This is a genomic window from Thermosediminibacter oceani DSM 16646 (assembly GCF_000144645.1).
In the GTDB taxonomy this organism is placed as follows: domain Bacteria; phylum Bacillota; class Thermosediminibacteria; order Thermosediminibacterales; family Thermosediminibacteraceae; genus Thermosediminibacter; species Thermosediminibacter oceani.
This window is the reverse complement of record NC_014377.1, coordinates 577,633-590,922: the sequence shown is the minus strand read 5'-3', so window position 1 is coordinate 590,922 and position 13,290 is coordinate 577,633. Positions and strand designations below refer to the sequence as shown.

General features: G+C 49.8%; 20 protein-coding genes. 2 read left to right on the top strand and 18 right to left on the bottom strand.

The genetic code is table 11. The features are described from left to right. Positions 1–22: 22 nt before the first annotated feature. From TOCE_RS02955 to TOCE_RS02930, 6 genes are all read right to left on the bottom strand, one after another. A complete protein-coding gene (locus TOCE_RS02955) occupies positions 23–328 on the bottom strand; it encodes a PDGLE domain-containing protein (protein ID WP_013275406.1) in 306 nt (101 codons plus the stop codon). Continuing rightward, positions 325–960 (bottom strand): energy-coupling factor ABC transporter permease, encoded by a 636-nt coding sequence (locus TOCE_RS02950; protein ID WP_013275405.1) that lies wholly within the window; start codon positions 958–960, stop codon positions 325–327. Before TOCE_RS02950 ends, TOCE_RS02955 begins: the two co-directional genes overlap by 4 nt. A gap of 91 nt (positions 961–1,051) precedes the next feature. Beyond that, positions 1,052–1,243, bottom strand: coding sequence for a CooT family nickel-binding protein (locus TOCE_RS02945; RefSeq protein ID WP_013275404.1), 192 nt, complete (start codon positions 1,241–1,243; stop codon positions 1,052–1,054). A 15-nt stretch (positions 1,244–1,258) separates the two neighbouring features. Further along, the gene (locus tag TOCE_RS02940; RefSeq protein WP_013275403.1) at positions 1,259–1,699 is read right to left on the bottom strand and encodes a DUF3842 family protein; all 441 of its coding nucleotides are present in this window, start codon (positions 1,697–1,699) and stop codon (positions 1,259–1,261) included. 177 nt (positions 1,700–1,876) lie between these two features. Beyond that, positions 1,877–2,383: a gamma carbonic anhydrase family protein gene (locus TOCE_RS02935; protein ID WP_013275402.1), complete on the bottom strand. Its 507-nt coding sequence runs from the start codon at positions 2,381–2,383 to the stop codon at positions 1,877–1,879. Positions 2,384–2,412: 29 nt separating this feature from the next. Further along, a complete protein-coding gene (locus TOCE_RS02930; protein WP_013275401.1) occupies positions 2,413–2,988 on the bottom strand; it encodes a Uma2 family endonuclease in 576 nt (191 codons plus the stop codon). Positions 2,989–3,091: 103 nt separating this feature from the next. Here TOCE_RS02930 and TOCE_RS02925 point away from each other — a divergent pair, with 103 nt between their 5' ends. Beyond that, positions 3,092–3,439 carry a cupin domain-containing protein gene (locus TOCE_RS02925; RefSeq protein WP_013275400.1) on the top strand — a complete coding sequence of 116 codons (348 nt, stop codon included), beginning with the start codon at positions 3,092–3,094 and terminating at the stop codon, positions 3,437–3,439. Between the two features lie 40 nt (positions 3,440–3,479). Further along, a complete protein-coding gene (locus TOCE_RS02920; RefSeq protein ID WP_013275399.1) occupies positions 3,480–4,709 on the top strand; it encodes a DUF438 domain-containing protein in 1,230 nt (409 codons plus the stop codon). A 40-nt stretch (positions 4,710–4,749) separates the two neighbouring features. Here TOCE_RS02920 and TOCE_RS02915 read toward each other — a convergent pair whose 3' ends face one another. The 12 genes from TOCE_RS02915 to TOCE_RS02860 form a co-directional block, all read right to left on the bottom strand. After that, on the bottom strand, positions 4,750–5,598 hold the full coding sequence (locus TOCE_RS02915; RefSeq protein WP_013275398.1) for a DegV family protein: 849 nt from the start codon (positions 5,596–5,598) through the stop codon (positions 4,750–4,752). Positions 5,599–5,612: 14 nt separating this feature from the next. Beyond that, on the bottom strand, positions 5,613–6,032 hold the full coding sequence (locus TOCE_RS02910) for an arsenate reductase ArsC (protein ID WP_013275397.1): 420 nt from the start codon (positions 6,030–6,032) through the stop codon (positions 5,613–5,615). 52 nt (positions 6,033–6,084) lie between these two features. Beyond that, the gene (locus tag TOCE_RS02905) at positions 6,085–7,005 is read right to left on the bottom strand and encodes a polysaccharide deacetylase family protein (protein WP_013275396.1); all 921 of its coding nucleotides are present in this window, start codon (positions 7,003–7,005) and stop codon (positions 6,085–6,087) included. Between the two features lie 103 nt (positions 7,006–7,108). Beyond that, positions 7,109–7,564 (bottom strand): 2-amino-4-hydroxy-6-hydroxymethyldihydropteridine diphosphokinase, encoded by a 456-nt coding sequence (gene folK, locus TOCE_RS02900; protein WP_013275395.1) that lies wholly within the window; start codon positions 7,562–7,564, stop codon positions 7,109–7,111. Continuing rightward, positions 7,546–8,742, bottom strand: a complete 1,197-nt coding sequence (gene folP, locus TOCE_RS02895; RefSeq protein WP_013275394.1) for a dihydropteroate synthase — start codon at positions 8,740–8,742, stop codon at positions 7,546–7,548. Before folP ends, folK begins: the two co-directional genes overlap by 19 nt. After that, positions 8,726–9,511 carry a GTP cyclohydrolase FolE2 gene (folE2, locus tag TOCE_RS02890; protein WP_013275393.1) on the bottom strand — a complete coding sequence of 262 codons (786 nt, stop codon included), beginning with the start codon at positions 9,509–9,511 and terminating at the stop codon, positions 8,726–8,728. The genes folP and folE2 overlap by 17 nt, the downstream gene beginning before the upstream one ends. Continuing rightward, positions 9,492–9,869 (bottom strand): 6-carboxytetrahydropterin synthase QueD, encoded by a 378-nt coding sequence (queD, locus tag TOCE_RS02885; protein ID WP_013275392.1) that lies wholly within the window; start codon positions 9,867–9,869, stop codon positions 9,492–9,494. The genes folE2 and queD overlap by 20 nt, the downstream gene beginning before the upstream one ends. A gap of 69 nt (positions 9,870–9,938) precedes the next feature. Continuing rightward, on the bottom strand, positions 9,939–10,355 hold the full coding sequence (locus TOCE_RS02880) for a putative ABC transporter permease (RefSeq protein ID WP_041423840.1): 417 nt from the start codon (positions 10,353–10,355) through the stop codon (positions 9,939–9,941). A gap of 74 nt (positions 10,356–10,429) precedes the next feature. Further along, positions 10,430–11,401, bottom strand: coding sequence for a UDP-glucose 4-epimerase GalE (gene galE, locus TOCE_RS02875; protein ID WP_013275390.1), 972 nt, complete (start codon positions 11,399–11,401; stop codon positions 10,430–10,432). A 65-nt stretch (positions 11,402–11,466) separates the two neighbouring features. Further along, positions 11,467–11,901, bottom strand: coding sequence for a ribonuclease toxin HepT-like protein (locus tag TOCE_RS02870; protein WP_013275389.1), 435 nt, complete (start codon positions 11,899–11,901; stop codon positions 11,467–11,469). Continuing rightward, on the bottom strand, positions 11,898–12,281 hold the full coding sequence (locus tag TOCE_RS02865; protein ID WP_013275388.1) for a nucleotidyltransferase family protein: 384 nt from the start codon (positions 12,279–12,281) through the stop codon (positions 11,898–11,900). Before TOCE_RS02865 ends, TOCE_RS02870 begins: the two co-directional genes overlap by 4 nt. A gap of 64 nt (positions 12,282–12,345) precedes the next feature. Then, positions 12,346–13,242 (bottom strand): DUF1848 domain-containing protein, encoded by an 897-nt coding sequence (locus TOCE_RS02860; RefSeq protein WP_013275387.1) that lies wholly within the window; start codon positions 13,240–13,242, stop codon positions 12,346–12,348. Between the last annotated feature and the right edge of the window lie 48 nt (positions 13,243–13,290).

Genomic DNA, 13,290 nt, shown 5'->3' with positions numbered 1-13,290 from the left:
CTCGTACACAGGAGGCACCTACCTATTCTTGTCTCGTTTTAACAAAAGACCTGCTCAACAAAAACATAACCCCAAAGGTAAAGATGGTACCGGTTACCCCCGCCAGGGCGGTGGCCAGTGCTTCGTTCCCGATTCCCGGAAATATGTAGTCCGGCATTAAGCCGGCAATCACTTCTTTACCTTCCGCCAGATGTATAAACCCTTGATCTTCTGCCACGCGTTCCAACCCGTCGGGGTCGGGAGAAGCTAAAGGTGACAAAAAAGCCCCTATCGCCAGAGCAATAAGTAAAATGACTGAGATGTTGCCTTTCATTTTGGCCGCCATCATCTTTTCGCCTCCGCTCCGTAGTATCTAACCGCAGGTTCCAGCAAACCGTTGCGGGTAATAAAAGCGTATACCGCACAGGTTATTAAACCTTCACCTATACCGATTAACGCGTGCCACCCTGCCATAGCCGGCAGCACCACCGAAAGGGGAATTGTACCCGAGAGGGCCAGTTGCAGCGCAACAGCTATAGCAGATAAGAAGATAGAACACCAGCTGCCGAGGAAAATAGCCAGCGGCCGTCCGGCACCGAGGAATTTATAAATCAAATGAGACACCAAAGGTGCTATCACCGCCATATTTAATATATTTGCTCCCAGTACCGTAATGCCGCCGTCGGCAAAGAAAAGAGCTTGAATAATAACTACCGTGGCTAAGACAAGGCAGGCTCCCCAGGGACCCAGCAGAGCTGTAGCCAGGGCAGCACCTAAAAGGTGCCCGGAAGTCCCTCCCCCCACCGGGAAGTTAACCATCTGAGCGGCAAAAATAAAGGCAGCCATTACCCCCAGAGCCGGCGCTTGCCGATCCCCGAGGGAATCCCGAGTTTTTTTAATGCTGTAACCCACGGCAACGCTGCTTAAAGCCGCAGCGCTCATCCAGGTTTTTGCATCTAGAAAACCGTCCGGAATATGCATATTACCACCTCTTTAAAAAAATAATCCACGAGAAGCTTTTACAAAAGCCTCCGTGGCTTTTTCATACCTCCATGGTAAGGTTTTCACGCTCTCATTTAATTTCTTCCAGGATTATTCTATGATTCACTAAAGCCATCTCTTTAATCCGAGCCCGCACTAATTTTCTTTTGCCAAAAATGTCTTCCAGCAGAATACCCTCTTCTTGAGGAATTACCTTATCCACGCTCTCTAAAACCAATTCTTCCCTGTCGTCCTTTAAAATATAAACATTGGCTTCGCACATACCGACTCCTCCTTGCTACTCGCCCCGGCCATCTACCCTGTCTTTCGCCTCGACCAACTCCTTTAGCCGGTCTACAAGGGAATCTATTAGGTGAGGCAAGGGCTCATTGGCAACCCCGATCACTTCTACCCCCGAGCGGTTGATGGGAAGGAGCAATTTTAAGGCAGGACTGGCTGCTATACTGGCCGCCATTCGAGGCGTAACTTCGCCGAGCATGCTCTCCGCCAGCACAATAGCCAGCGGGCCTACGATCACATCCACGCGGGGAACATTCCTCACAATAGCGTTTTCTCCCGTAGCCCCTTCATTGGCCCCGGCTTTAAGCATGGCCGCCGTGGCCATAGCGTTAGTGCCTAAAGCCAGGATTTCCACCTCCGGGGGCAATTCCTTGCGTATCTTGGCAGTAATATGTTTTCCGATACCGCCCCCCTGCCCATCAATCACAGCGATAAGCAAAAACATCTCCCCCAAAAACTATTGCCTTATTTATATGGCTACAGCATCCATTGCCGGCCTATTTTCCGTCTGGTGACCTCCTCACGGTCGGATACTTAACGGCCTCCGATGGCCGTTTATTAAAATATTATTCGACATTTGTATGAAAAATCCTGCTTTTTCGTAAGAAATTAAATCTCATTCCTGCATGAATTCTTTCGCCCATTCCACGTAGTCTTCGGCGTTCTTTTTTATCTTTTCTATCTGTTCCCGGGTGAGCTGCCTTACTACTTTCGCCGGTATCCCTATGGCCAGGCTGTAAGGAGGGATTTCCTTGCCCTCGGGCACCAACGAGCCGGCCCCTACCAGGGCTCCCTCGCCTACGACGGCACCGTCAAGCACGATGGCGCCCATGCCGATGAGGGCGTTGTCCTTAATGGTGCACCCGTGAAGAATGGCACTGTGCCCGACCGTCACGTAGTCTCCGATCGTCACCGGGTGCTCTTCGGCGACGTGGATTACAGTGCCGTCCTGGATATTGGAATTGGCCCCTATCTTTATGCTGTTGATGTCTCCCCTCAGCACCGCCCGGTGCCAAACGCTGGAGTTCTCCCCCACCGTAACATCCCCTATGATGTCGGCGGTGGGCGCAATAAAACAGCTTTGATGGATATCGGGTCTTTTCCCTTTGAAGTCTTGTATCACCTTTGAAAATCCCCCTTAACTCTTGTTTTTTAATCGAATATTTCTCCTAAATTCACTGAAAACCCTTCTAGGACAGCAGACCTGATCTCACCCCGGTCGGGGCAAATTTCCGGTACCCCGTATTCTCCCTCGCTGTTGAGCCTGTATACCATTACGGTCCTGTTTTCCGGATTGGCTATCCAGTATTCCTTTACACCATGCCTTTCGTATAAATTCAGTTTTTTAATGTAATCCATCGATGCGGATGAATGTGATACTATTTCGATTATCAGATCCGGCGCCCCTCTGCATCCTTTTTTATCTAGTTTTGATCTATCGCAGACTACCAGTATATCGGGCTGGACTACCGTCCTTACGTCTTCGTCTTCTTCATCTCCTTCCGGCAACCTTACATCAAAAGGCGCGCTGAATACTACGCAGTTTTTGCCCGTAAGAAAAAGATCAAGTCTTACAAGCATCTTCCTCAAAACTCTCTGATGCTCCAGCGAAGCGGAAGGGCTCATATCGTAGGCAATCCCGTCTATCAACTGCCACCTGCCGTCCCCGGTCCAGGTAAGGTAATCCTTATAGGTGTATTTCCCCTTTCTATCGCCGGCGGGTTTCATAAAAACACCCCTCCGTCCTGTAAAATGTGATAAATGTCATACATATTTTATCACAAATTGATAGAATATAGAAAAGAAATCGGATTATCCGGAGGTATATAAAATGGAAAACGCCAAAAACCTTATCAAAAACATAACCCATGCCGAAGTGCATGATATCGGGGACCTTGTCGATTATAGGGAGGGCAGGGTCGAAAGCCGCACCCTGGCTCAGGGCAAAAATGTGACTCTCACCCTGTTCGCTTTCGACAAAGGAGAAGAAATCAGCGCTCACTCCTCTCCCGGTGACGCCCTGGTTCAGATCCTGGACGGCGAGGCCGAAATAACCGTAGGAGACAGAAAGTTCCGCCTGAAGGCCGGCCAGATGATAGTGATGCCCGCAGGCATTCCCCATGCCCTTTATGCGGTGGAAAGATTTAAGATGTTCCTTGCGGTGGTATTTAACCCTTAAGGGAACCAGACTTTAACAGCGATTGCAGGAGGTGATCTGTGTGTCGGAACTTATACATAACCGGGAATACCGCATTAAAGCCCTGAAGGAACTTATAATGGACCTTCACAGGGGAAAAAGCGCGGATGAGGTGAAGCAGAGGTTTAAAGAGATCATTAAGGATGTATCCGCCGAAGAAGTCTCTGCCATGGAGCAGGCGCTCATACAGGAAGGCATGCCGGTGGAAGAGGTCCAGCGGCTCTGCGACGTGCACGCGGCCATTTTCAAGGACGTCCTGGAGCAAAAGCCCGAGCCCCACGCCATCCCAGGGCACCCGCTCAATACTTTCTTTAAGGAAAACCGGGCTATCGAAAAGCTGATCGACGCCGAGATAAACCCGCGTCTCGAAGAATTTAATAACGCTCCGGCCGAAAGCGAAAGAGAAGCCGCCCTGTCACTTCTGGAAAAGGTAAACCTTCTTTTTGACGTTGAAAAGCACTACAAGCGGAAGGAAGAACTCCTTTTTCCTTACCTGGAGAAATACGGCATTTACGGACCGTCCAAGGTAATGTGGGGTGTGGACGACGAAATCAGAAACGACCTCAAACAGGTAAGGGATATGCTTTACAACTACCGCCCGGGCTCGAAGGCCGAGGTAGTGGAAAAGGTAACGGCCCTCACAAATAAGATCAAAGAAATGATCTTTAAAGAGGAGAAAATCCTCCTGCCCACGGCCGAACAGAAGCTGACCGAGGACGAATGGTACGAAATATATAGGTCCGAGGACGAGATCGGCTATTGCCTGGTGGAGCCCGAAGCCGAATGGAAACCCCAGAGGGTGGACCTCGATAAAATGGGCGACACCATCGCCGATGACACTACAAAAGGGTTCGTTAAGTTTCCCACAGGCATGCTGACTCCAAAAGAAATCGAGCTCATTTTCAACCACCTGCCGGTAGATATAACCTTTGTGGACAAGGACGACACCGTCAGGTACTTCTCGGCCAGCAAGGAACGCATCTTTACAAGGCCAAAGACCATAATAGGCAGGAAGGTGCAGAACTGCCATCCGCCCGCCAGCTTCCACATCGTGGAAAAGATCCTCCGGAACTTCAAAGAGGGTAAAAAGGACGTGGAGGAATTCTGGATAAACCTCCATGGAAAGCTGGTTTACATCCGCTACTTTGCCGTCAGGGACGAGGCCGGAAACTACATGGGTACTATCGAAGTCACCCAGGAAATCAGCCGTATAAAGGAACTTCAGGGAGAAAAACGACTGCTGGAAGACTGAAATAAAACAAGCTGCGCCTTATAAAGGGCAGCTTGTTTTATTAAGCATTCTGGAAAAACAGGGCCAGCGTCCCCGGGCCTGCATGGGCCCCGATTACCGGCCCGATCCAGGAAATTACGATTTCCCGCGGATTGAACCTCTGCCTTACGGCTTCCGCCAGCTCTAAAGCCATTTCCTCGTCATCCGCGTGGCTTATACCCACCACCTGATTTTCCACATCCTTTGCCCTCTCTTCCATTATCTCCAGCATCCGGCGAACGGCGTTCTTCCTGCCCCTCACCTTTTCCAGGGGATGAATCGCCCCGTCCACAAAGTGCAGGATCGGCTTTATGTTAAGCAAACCGCCCACAAAGGCTTGGGCCGCCGATATCCTTCCTCCCCTTTTCAGGTGGTCCAGAGAATCCACCGTAAATATGTGCTCCATGTGGTGGGCGTAAGGCTCGACGACTCTAACGATCTCATCGGCTTCCCGGCCTTCCGCGGCCATCCGGGCAGCTTTGAGCACCACAAGTCCCAGACCCAGGCTTGCGCATTTGGAGTCGATGATTTTTATCTTATCCCCATCCGGCATGCTGTTTCTGGCTACAAGAGCGGCTTCGAAGCTTTTCGTCAGTTTGGAGGAAAGCCCTATAACTATGGGGGTTTGTCCCTGTTCCAGGCACTCTTTAAAACATTCTATGAATCTCGCCGCGTTGACCTGGGAAGTGGTGGGCATGATTTCGCCCTTTTGCATGAGGTCGTAAAATTCCTTTATAGAAAGATGAGAGATGTCTTTTTCAGGATTGTCTTTTAAGGCCACCGGCATAGAAAGCACCTTTACCGGCAGGCCTTTTATGATATCCTCCGGAAGGTCGCTGGAGGTATCGGTAATTATAACAGCACTCGCCAATTTACACTTCCTCCCTAAACAGATTCTATTAGATCCTTTACTCTGATTTTTATCTCATCCCTTACCTTTCTAAACGCATCCAGCCTCTGTTCCTCGCTACCTTCGGCTCCGGCGGGGTCCGGGAGCCCCCAGTGCCTTACGTCCTTTCCGGGTACGTGCGGGCAGTTTTCTGCCGCATTCCCGCAAAGGGTGATTATTATATCGAGGTCTTGGTAAGGTACGTCGTCCAGGGATTTGGACCTGTAGCCGGAAATGTCTATTCCCACTTCCTCCATGCATCTTACTGCCAGAGGATGAACGAAACCCGCCGGGTTTGACCCCGCCGAGTAAACTTCTACCTGCTTACCCAATTTTGCTGCAAAGTACCTGCCGAAGCCTTCCGCCATCTGGCTTCGTGCCGAATTTCCCGTACAGATGAACCCGATTTTTTTCAATATAAGCACTCCCTGTCCTTTTTCAGGTTTTTACCGTTATAATTTAATTTTATCACAGTTTGGTCCTGTTGATCGCATCGATATTTGCCATATTTTCATCTATTACCCCGAATTCATAACCTTCTTTTCTCAGGTATTCGATTATCCAGGGCAGTATTTCGAGGGTGCTTTTCTTTGAGTCCATGTCGTGCATGAGCAGCACCACCGTGTCTTTGCCTTTGGTCGTTTGCTTAACGTAGTTCATCATCTCTTCCTTCGAAGGTGGCGGCTTTAGGGCGTCGCCGGTAATGGCGTTCCAGTCCACGTAGGTATACCCCTCTTTCGTGATCCGATCTATGATTTTTTTCATAATTTCCGGCCCGCCAAACCTTATGCTCACCCTGTTGTCCGAACCGCCGGGAAAGCGGATGATCCGCGGCCTTATTCCCACCGCCTCGTAGATCAGCTCCTCCTCTTTTTTAAGGTCCGCCATGAAGTTTTCCACCGACGAGTAGATCAATTCATACCGGTGGCTGTAGGTGTGATTGCCAAGCCCGTGGCCCGCCGCGTAGATCTTCCTGTACATTTTTGCGTAATCTTTCTTCATCCAGCCGTTTACGAAAAAGGTAGCCTTTACCCCGTACCTGTCCAGCACTTCCAGTATTGCATCGGTATTGGCGCTGGGACCGTCGTCAAAGGTAAGGTATGCTATCTTCCTTTTTTTCGATCCCCGTAAATTAGAACTTTCCACCCCGAAATACCTTCTCGCGAGCAGCGTGTTTAGCTCGCCGGTATAATACTCCTCGCCGGTGACATCGGTGCTTTCAGAAATGACCTGTTTCGTTTCTCCGGTGCCGGAACCATATACCGCTCCCATTACCCAGGGGAGGTAACCCTCCGTCAGGAGAGCCAGCATTAACCCAAAAACCATCCCAAATACCATCGTTACGAGGACAAGGATAACGACAAGACCCCTTTCGCTTTTTGACCCCATCAAAATCAGCTTCTCTCTATAATTTCTTTTACTTTGGATTCATCATATCAGTTACGGGTGTTTTTGTAAATAATATTATCTTTATAATTTTATTACAATATTATTACAGCAACGTCCTGTATATTTCCCCTACGCTTTTTTTCAAGACGGGGTGCCGGTAATCGGGGTCTATTTCGGCAATCGGCCCCATTACGAACGGCCTGTTGTGAGCATCGGGGTGCGGTATTGTGAGGCCTTCTTCCCTTATCACCAGGTCCTCGTAAAATATCAGGTCCAGGTCTATGTTCCTGGGCCCCCAGCGGATTTTTCTTTCCCGGCCCATGTCGTTCTCTATTTCCAGCAGGGCGTCCATCAGATCCCGGGGGTTGAGTTCCGTTTCAACGAGGCAGGCAGCGTTCAAGAATTTATCCTGTTTTGTATACCCGTAAGGCTCCGTTTCAATTATCCCGGACATCTTCAGGATTTTTATCCCCCGCCGCTTCATCCGCTCGATGGCTTCCACGATGTTCTTTTCCCGGTTCCCCAGGTTGCTGCCCAGGGCTATGAACGCCCTTGGCATTTTACCGCCTCCAGTAGGTCTACCACTCGTCTGTTTTCCTTTACATCGTGCACCCTTACTATATCAACGCCTTTCATGACGCAAAGAGCCGTGACGGCAAGGGTGCCTTCCAGCCTTTCTTCGGGTGGTACATCGCCCAGGGCCTTCCCTATAAATGTCTTCCTGGACGCTCCTATGAGCAGCGGTTTTTTAAGGCTTTTGAACTCTTCCAGCCGCACCATGATCTCCAGGTTGTGCTGGTATTGCTTGCCGAAGCCAATCCCCGGGTCCAGGATGATCTTATCTGGGTCCACGCCGGCAGCTTCGGCAAATTCCATCCTTTCCAGGAAGTATTCGGCTATCTCCCTCACCACATCGTCGTAATGCGGGTCCTTCTGCATATCCTTTGGTGTGCCCTTTATGTGCATCAGCACCAGGGGAGCCCTGAACTCGGCGGCCACCTTAACCAGGTTTTCATCAAACATGAATCCGCTTATGTCGTTAATTATATCGGCCCCGGCCTGCAGCGACCTTCGGGCCACCTCGGCCCTGTATGTATCTACCGATATGGGAATCTGTGGAAAGCTCTCCCGTATAGCTTTTACTGCAGGAAGGACCCGGGCCAGCTCTTCTTCTTCCGTGACTGGGTCGGAACCAGGGCGGGTTGATAGCCCTCCGACGTCGATGATGTCGGCGCCGCTTTCCACCATATACGAAGCGGTTTTTAGGATCTCCTTCAGGTCCTGCTTTCTCGAGCCGGAATAAAACGAGTCCGGCGTCACGTTTATTATCCCCATGACCAGGGTACGCCCGAAGGCTATTCTCCTGCCCCAGGGGCTGTCAATATATTCTGCTTTTCGCCTTTCCAGGTAATCCTTAAGTGCTTTTCTTACCCGCGTCAGACCGAAATAATTGGCAATTTCCAATTTTTTGATCAGAGCTTCATAGTGCTTTCTCGTGCCAAGGAGTATCACATCCGACTCGGGCACCTTACATTCCACCGCATTTTTATGGACCACCGCATCCCCGCCCAGCGAGAGCATCTCCTGCTTCAATATGTTTGCTCCCGGTGAAGGGACGCCGTAGATTTTTAAAAGGATAATCCTTGATTTTCTTTCAAAAATAGGAAACGACGCGGGATGGGCTTTTACCCTTTCCATCTCCGCCCGAAAAAACTCGGGACTAATCTCGAGCAACATCCTCAATCCACCCCTTTTCAACGCATGCAAATGCGTCATGGTTGTGTATGCTCTCGAAACTGGTCACCTGGACCCTATACCACTCTATCCTCTCGTCCCTTTCCAGTTCCAGGGCTACGTCTCTGGTTACATCCTCCACAAACTTGGCGTTTTTATACGCCATTTCCGTCACGAATTTTTCATCCGGCCTCTTGAGCAGTGTATATATGGGACAGCTGGCGTTTTTTTCGGCGATTTCAACGAGGTCCTCAAACCATATCATTTCGCGGGACCTTACGTATATTTCCACTACCGCTCTCTGGTTATGGGCTCCGTTTTCGCTTATCTCCTTGGAGCACGGACAGAGGGTATGAACCGGCACCCTAACCCCCATCGTTATGACAGGCTCGACACGTTTTTCGGCTTCGATCATTGCTTCGATCTTAAGCGGGGACTCCAGCCCGGACACCGGCGAAACCTTCCATATAAAATATGGAAAAGAAATCTCCAGGTGGCTGTTCTCGGCCTTCAACCTTTCCTTGATGTCTGTGAGGATGTCATCCAGCGCTTTCGGGCTCAGCATCTCAAGGTCGTTCAGCACTTCAACGAATCTGCTCATGTGGGTTCCTCTTATATAATGCTTTAAATCCACCGAAAGGCTCATCCTGGCGACGGTATGCTGGTAACCCTTACTTTTGTCCAGCACCTTGAGGGGCCATTCGATATTTTTCACACCGACCTTTTTCAGCGGCACCCTTCTTTCATCCCGTTCACTCTGAACGTCCTTCAAGCGCTTCACCCCTGTAGACGGCCCCGCTGGTGGCGGTCTCCCAGACCTGCACCTCGTAAAGCCTGCAATTTTCCCTCTTTACCCTTTCCTCCAACCGCCTCCATACCCACACCGCTATGTTTTCCGCGGAAGGTTGTTCGATGTAATCATTGATGTACGAGTGGTCGAGGAATTTCAGCACGTTTTCCTCGACAATGTTTTTGAGCTCCAGAAAGTCCATTATCATGCCCTCAGCGTCGGGGGTTCCTTCCAGCACTACCACCAGCCTGTAAGTATGGCCGTGCAGTTTCTCGCATTTGCCTTTATACTTTACCAGGTTATGGGCCGCATCGAACTTGAATTCCTTTATCAAAAACAAAATTACCACCTCATATATACCGGTGTTTGTTCTATCATAACTCTTAAATCCTATTTTTGTCAATTTAATTTATTTTCTAGCCTCCACTCTATCCAATAGGTCATGCAGCCTTTCAAACAACAAGCCAACTACGTACCAAAACGGCACGTAATCCAGCCTTATGAGGCCGTCCACTGCAAAAGCACTTTTCCCGTAATCCCAGGGGCATACACCCACAAGCGTTCTTATGGTAAAACCGCTCAGATACTCGACAGCAATTATGACGCCGGCCCAGAATATTCCCCTAATCCAGAGGGGCACATGCCTTATCATATCGTGCACGGGTTCTAGCATTACCGCAGAACCGTATATCGGAAACATCCAGAGGTACGTCCATCCCGTAAGCCTAGGATCCCCCCTCAGGATGGACCCTATTCCCGTAAAGGCGATCTCCATTATCCACCCCGCCGCACCGTATATCAGAAAGTGACGAATCTTTGCCTTCATAGTCTTATTTTTTCACCGCATCAAAATAAAAAACCGCCTCCAGGCGGCTTTAACTTTCATCGTCAATATAAGGTTTATCGTTTCTTTTCCCATTCCCAGGCGGTTTTTATGATAAACCCCAGGTCGTCATAGAGAGGCTTCCATCCCAGCTTTTCCCTTATCTTTCGGGAATCGGCCACCAGCTCCGGCGGGTCCCCCGGCCTCCGGGCCGTGTACTCCACCTGGAAGTTCACGCCGGTCACCTTCTTTGCCTCGTCCACGACCTCCCGCACCGAATAGCCCCTGCCGTATCCGCAGTTGAACACTTCACTTCGCCCCCCGGAAAGCAGGTACTCCAGGGCCAGGATGTGGGCATCGGCCAGGTCCATTACGTGGATGTAATCCCTCACGCAGGTCCCGTCGTGGGTGGGGTAGTCGGTGCCGTAGACGTAAAGCTTGTCCCTTTTGCCACAGGCGGTTCTCACGCACATGGTTATGAGGTGGGTGGCGTCCTCCTTCATCTCGCCTATCTTACCCTCGGGGTCCGCCCCGGCCACATTGAAGTACCTGAGGGATACGTACCTGAAATCCTCGGCCGCCGAAATGTCCTTCAATACCGTCTCCACCGCGGCCTTGCTCCTCCCGTAAGGGTTTACGGGGTTGAGGGGAAAATCCTCGGTTATGGGCATCCTGGCAGGCTCGCCGTAGACTGCCGCCGTGGAAGAGAATATGAGTTTGTTCACACCGCACCGCCGCATGGCCTTCAGGAGGTTCAGCGCGCCGCAGGTGTTGTTCTCGTAGTATAAAAGCGGCTTTTGCACCGACTCGGGCACGACGATCTTTGCAGCAAAGTGCATCACAGCGTCGGGCCTGAACTCGTCCATAGCCCTCTCGAGGGCTTCGTGATCCAGTATGTCGCCTTCCACCAACTCCCCCGCCAGCACTGCATCCCGCCTGCCCGTAGAGAGGTTGTCGAAAACCATGACTTCGTAGCCTTTTTTTGTAAGGAGCTTTACCACATGGCTTCCTATGTATCCCGCTCCTCCGGTGACGAAAACTTTAGCCATGAATTTTCTCCTTTCTCCCAATCCGTAAATTTACGGTTAAAGTTCTTCTAGAAAATTGCAGAATGCTAGTTTTCTGTTTTGGAAAAAACTTCCTCAATATCCTCTAAAAGCATTCTTATCCTGTCTGCCTTGAAGTTATGAGCGTAAACATTTCTCACAATATGCCTGAAAGCTCTGTACTCATCAAGTCTCTGTCTTAATTCCTGTGATATAATCGCAGGTCGTATCTTAGGTATTTCAGTGGCCATCTGCCTCAACAATTCCTGATGCCAGCTGCTCCCCGAAGGCTTGGTTTCATCAACATTCTCCGCAATAAGCTCAAATATCCTTTCAAGGCCGCTGTAAAAATCGTGAAGGTTTAAAGCTACACTATCCAGGTAAAGGGGATCTGAAGATTCCTGAGCCCTGGCCCAGGCTATCCGGGCCCTCTCTATGCTAATTTTAATTTCCGACAGTTCCTGTTTTATACGTCCCGAAAGTGTGAGGTATTTACTGTTCACATCCGCACCCCCTCCCGATCAATTCTTTCTTTCAGCGAAGCAGCACAGTTATCGAGATCTATTAAATCTATTTTGAATTTGCTATCCAGAGAAGTAACCTCGGCAACGGCTTTAAAAAATATTTCATCGGCAAGGCCTGAAACGGCTATATCTATGTCCGACCATTTGTTAAACCTTGATCGGTCGGTAAGGGAACCGAAGACTAAAACCCTTTCTGCTCTGAATTTCGTGTATAATAATTCGGCTGCTTTTTTGGCCGAATTCCAGGCCTCTTCATACCTTTCTTCGAGAGCCTTCTTTTCCAAAATGGATTTTTGTCGTAAAAATTTTTTGTATATTTGACGTTCTTCAGAGGTCATGTCTTTGGCTGTCCTCGCCACTTTTTCCACCTCGAATAAATCATACCAAGTTTGAAATTTTTTGTCAAAATAATCTGGGAGTACCTTATTTGTTTGCCATTTTTAGCTCCCGGTTTACCAGAAAGTCCGAACAGGGGTTGTGGGACCTGTAATTTTCAAGGGCTTTCTTCGCGTCGTGATTTGCGTAGCAGTAGCGGCAGCCGTGGGGGCAAGTGTTGTATACGCCTATGTCCACGCTCTTGTAACAGCCGCACCCGGGTCTTGTGGGATGTAGCGGCGATTTTATCTCGGCGGAATAAAGCTCATTTATCAAGTTCACATCCACACAGCTTCCCCGCTCCACGTATTCACCAATGAGAAATTCGTTGCAGCAGCTGTAAACCCTGATGCCGTAATCGCGGGCGATGCTTCCCAGGCGGTTGGCAAAATCCCTCTTTTTGTCCTCGTCCCATTCCGTCAGGCGGATACCCCTTTCCCGCTCGAGCACGGCAAAGTTTCTCTTCACCTTGTCGTATATTGTCGCAAAGCTGATATAACAGCGCCGGGTATAGCCCTTGAGCTTGCGGGCGATGGATTCAAACTTCTCCAGGTAAAAATCCTCTCCGGTGACATTGGTAATGACTATCGGATCGAACCTCCACTGGATGTGGCCGGGCGAAAACTTACGGGATATTTCGATAAACTGTTCTACAGCTTCATCGGCGGGTATAACGTTATCCTCCAGTATGCCGTGCAGCCCCGTGATGGTGAATAAAAAATAAAGGCGGTATTTTTCTTTCAGCTCATCAAGGGCTGGAAGGAGGGGCCCGAAGTTTTTGCTCCAGAACACTACAGCGTCCACGTCTTCGGACTTGAGCGACACTTCCCACCCTACGCCGTTGAACGGATTATAGACCACAACCCTGCCCTTTCGCACTTTATCCATGAACCAGCCGGCATAAAAGGCCGGAATGTCGGTCCTTCTACTCGCAGATATTATCATTCACCATCACCCAAATTTATTGTAATATAAATGGGGTAAAATAAAAAC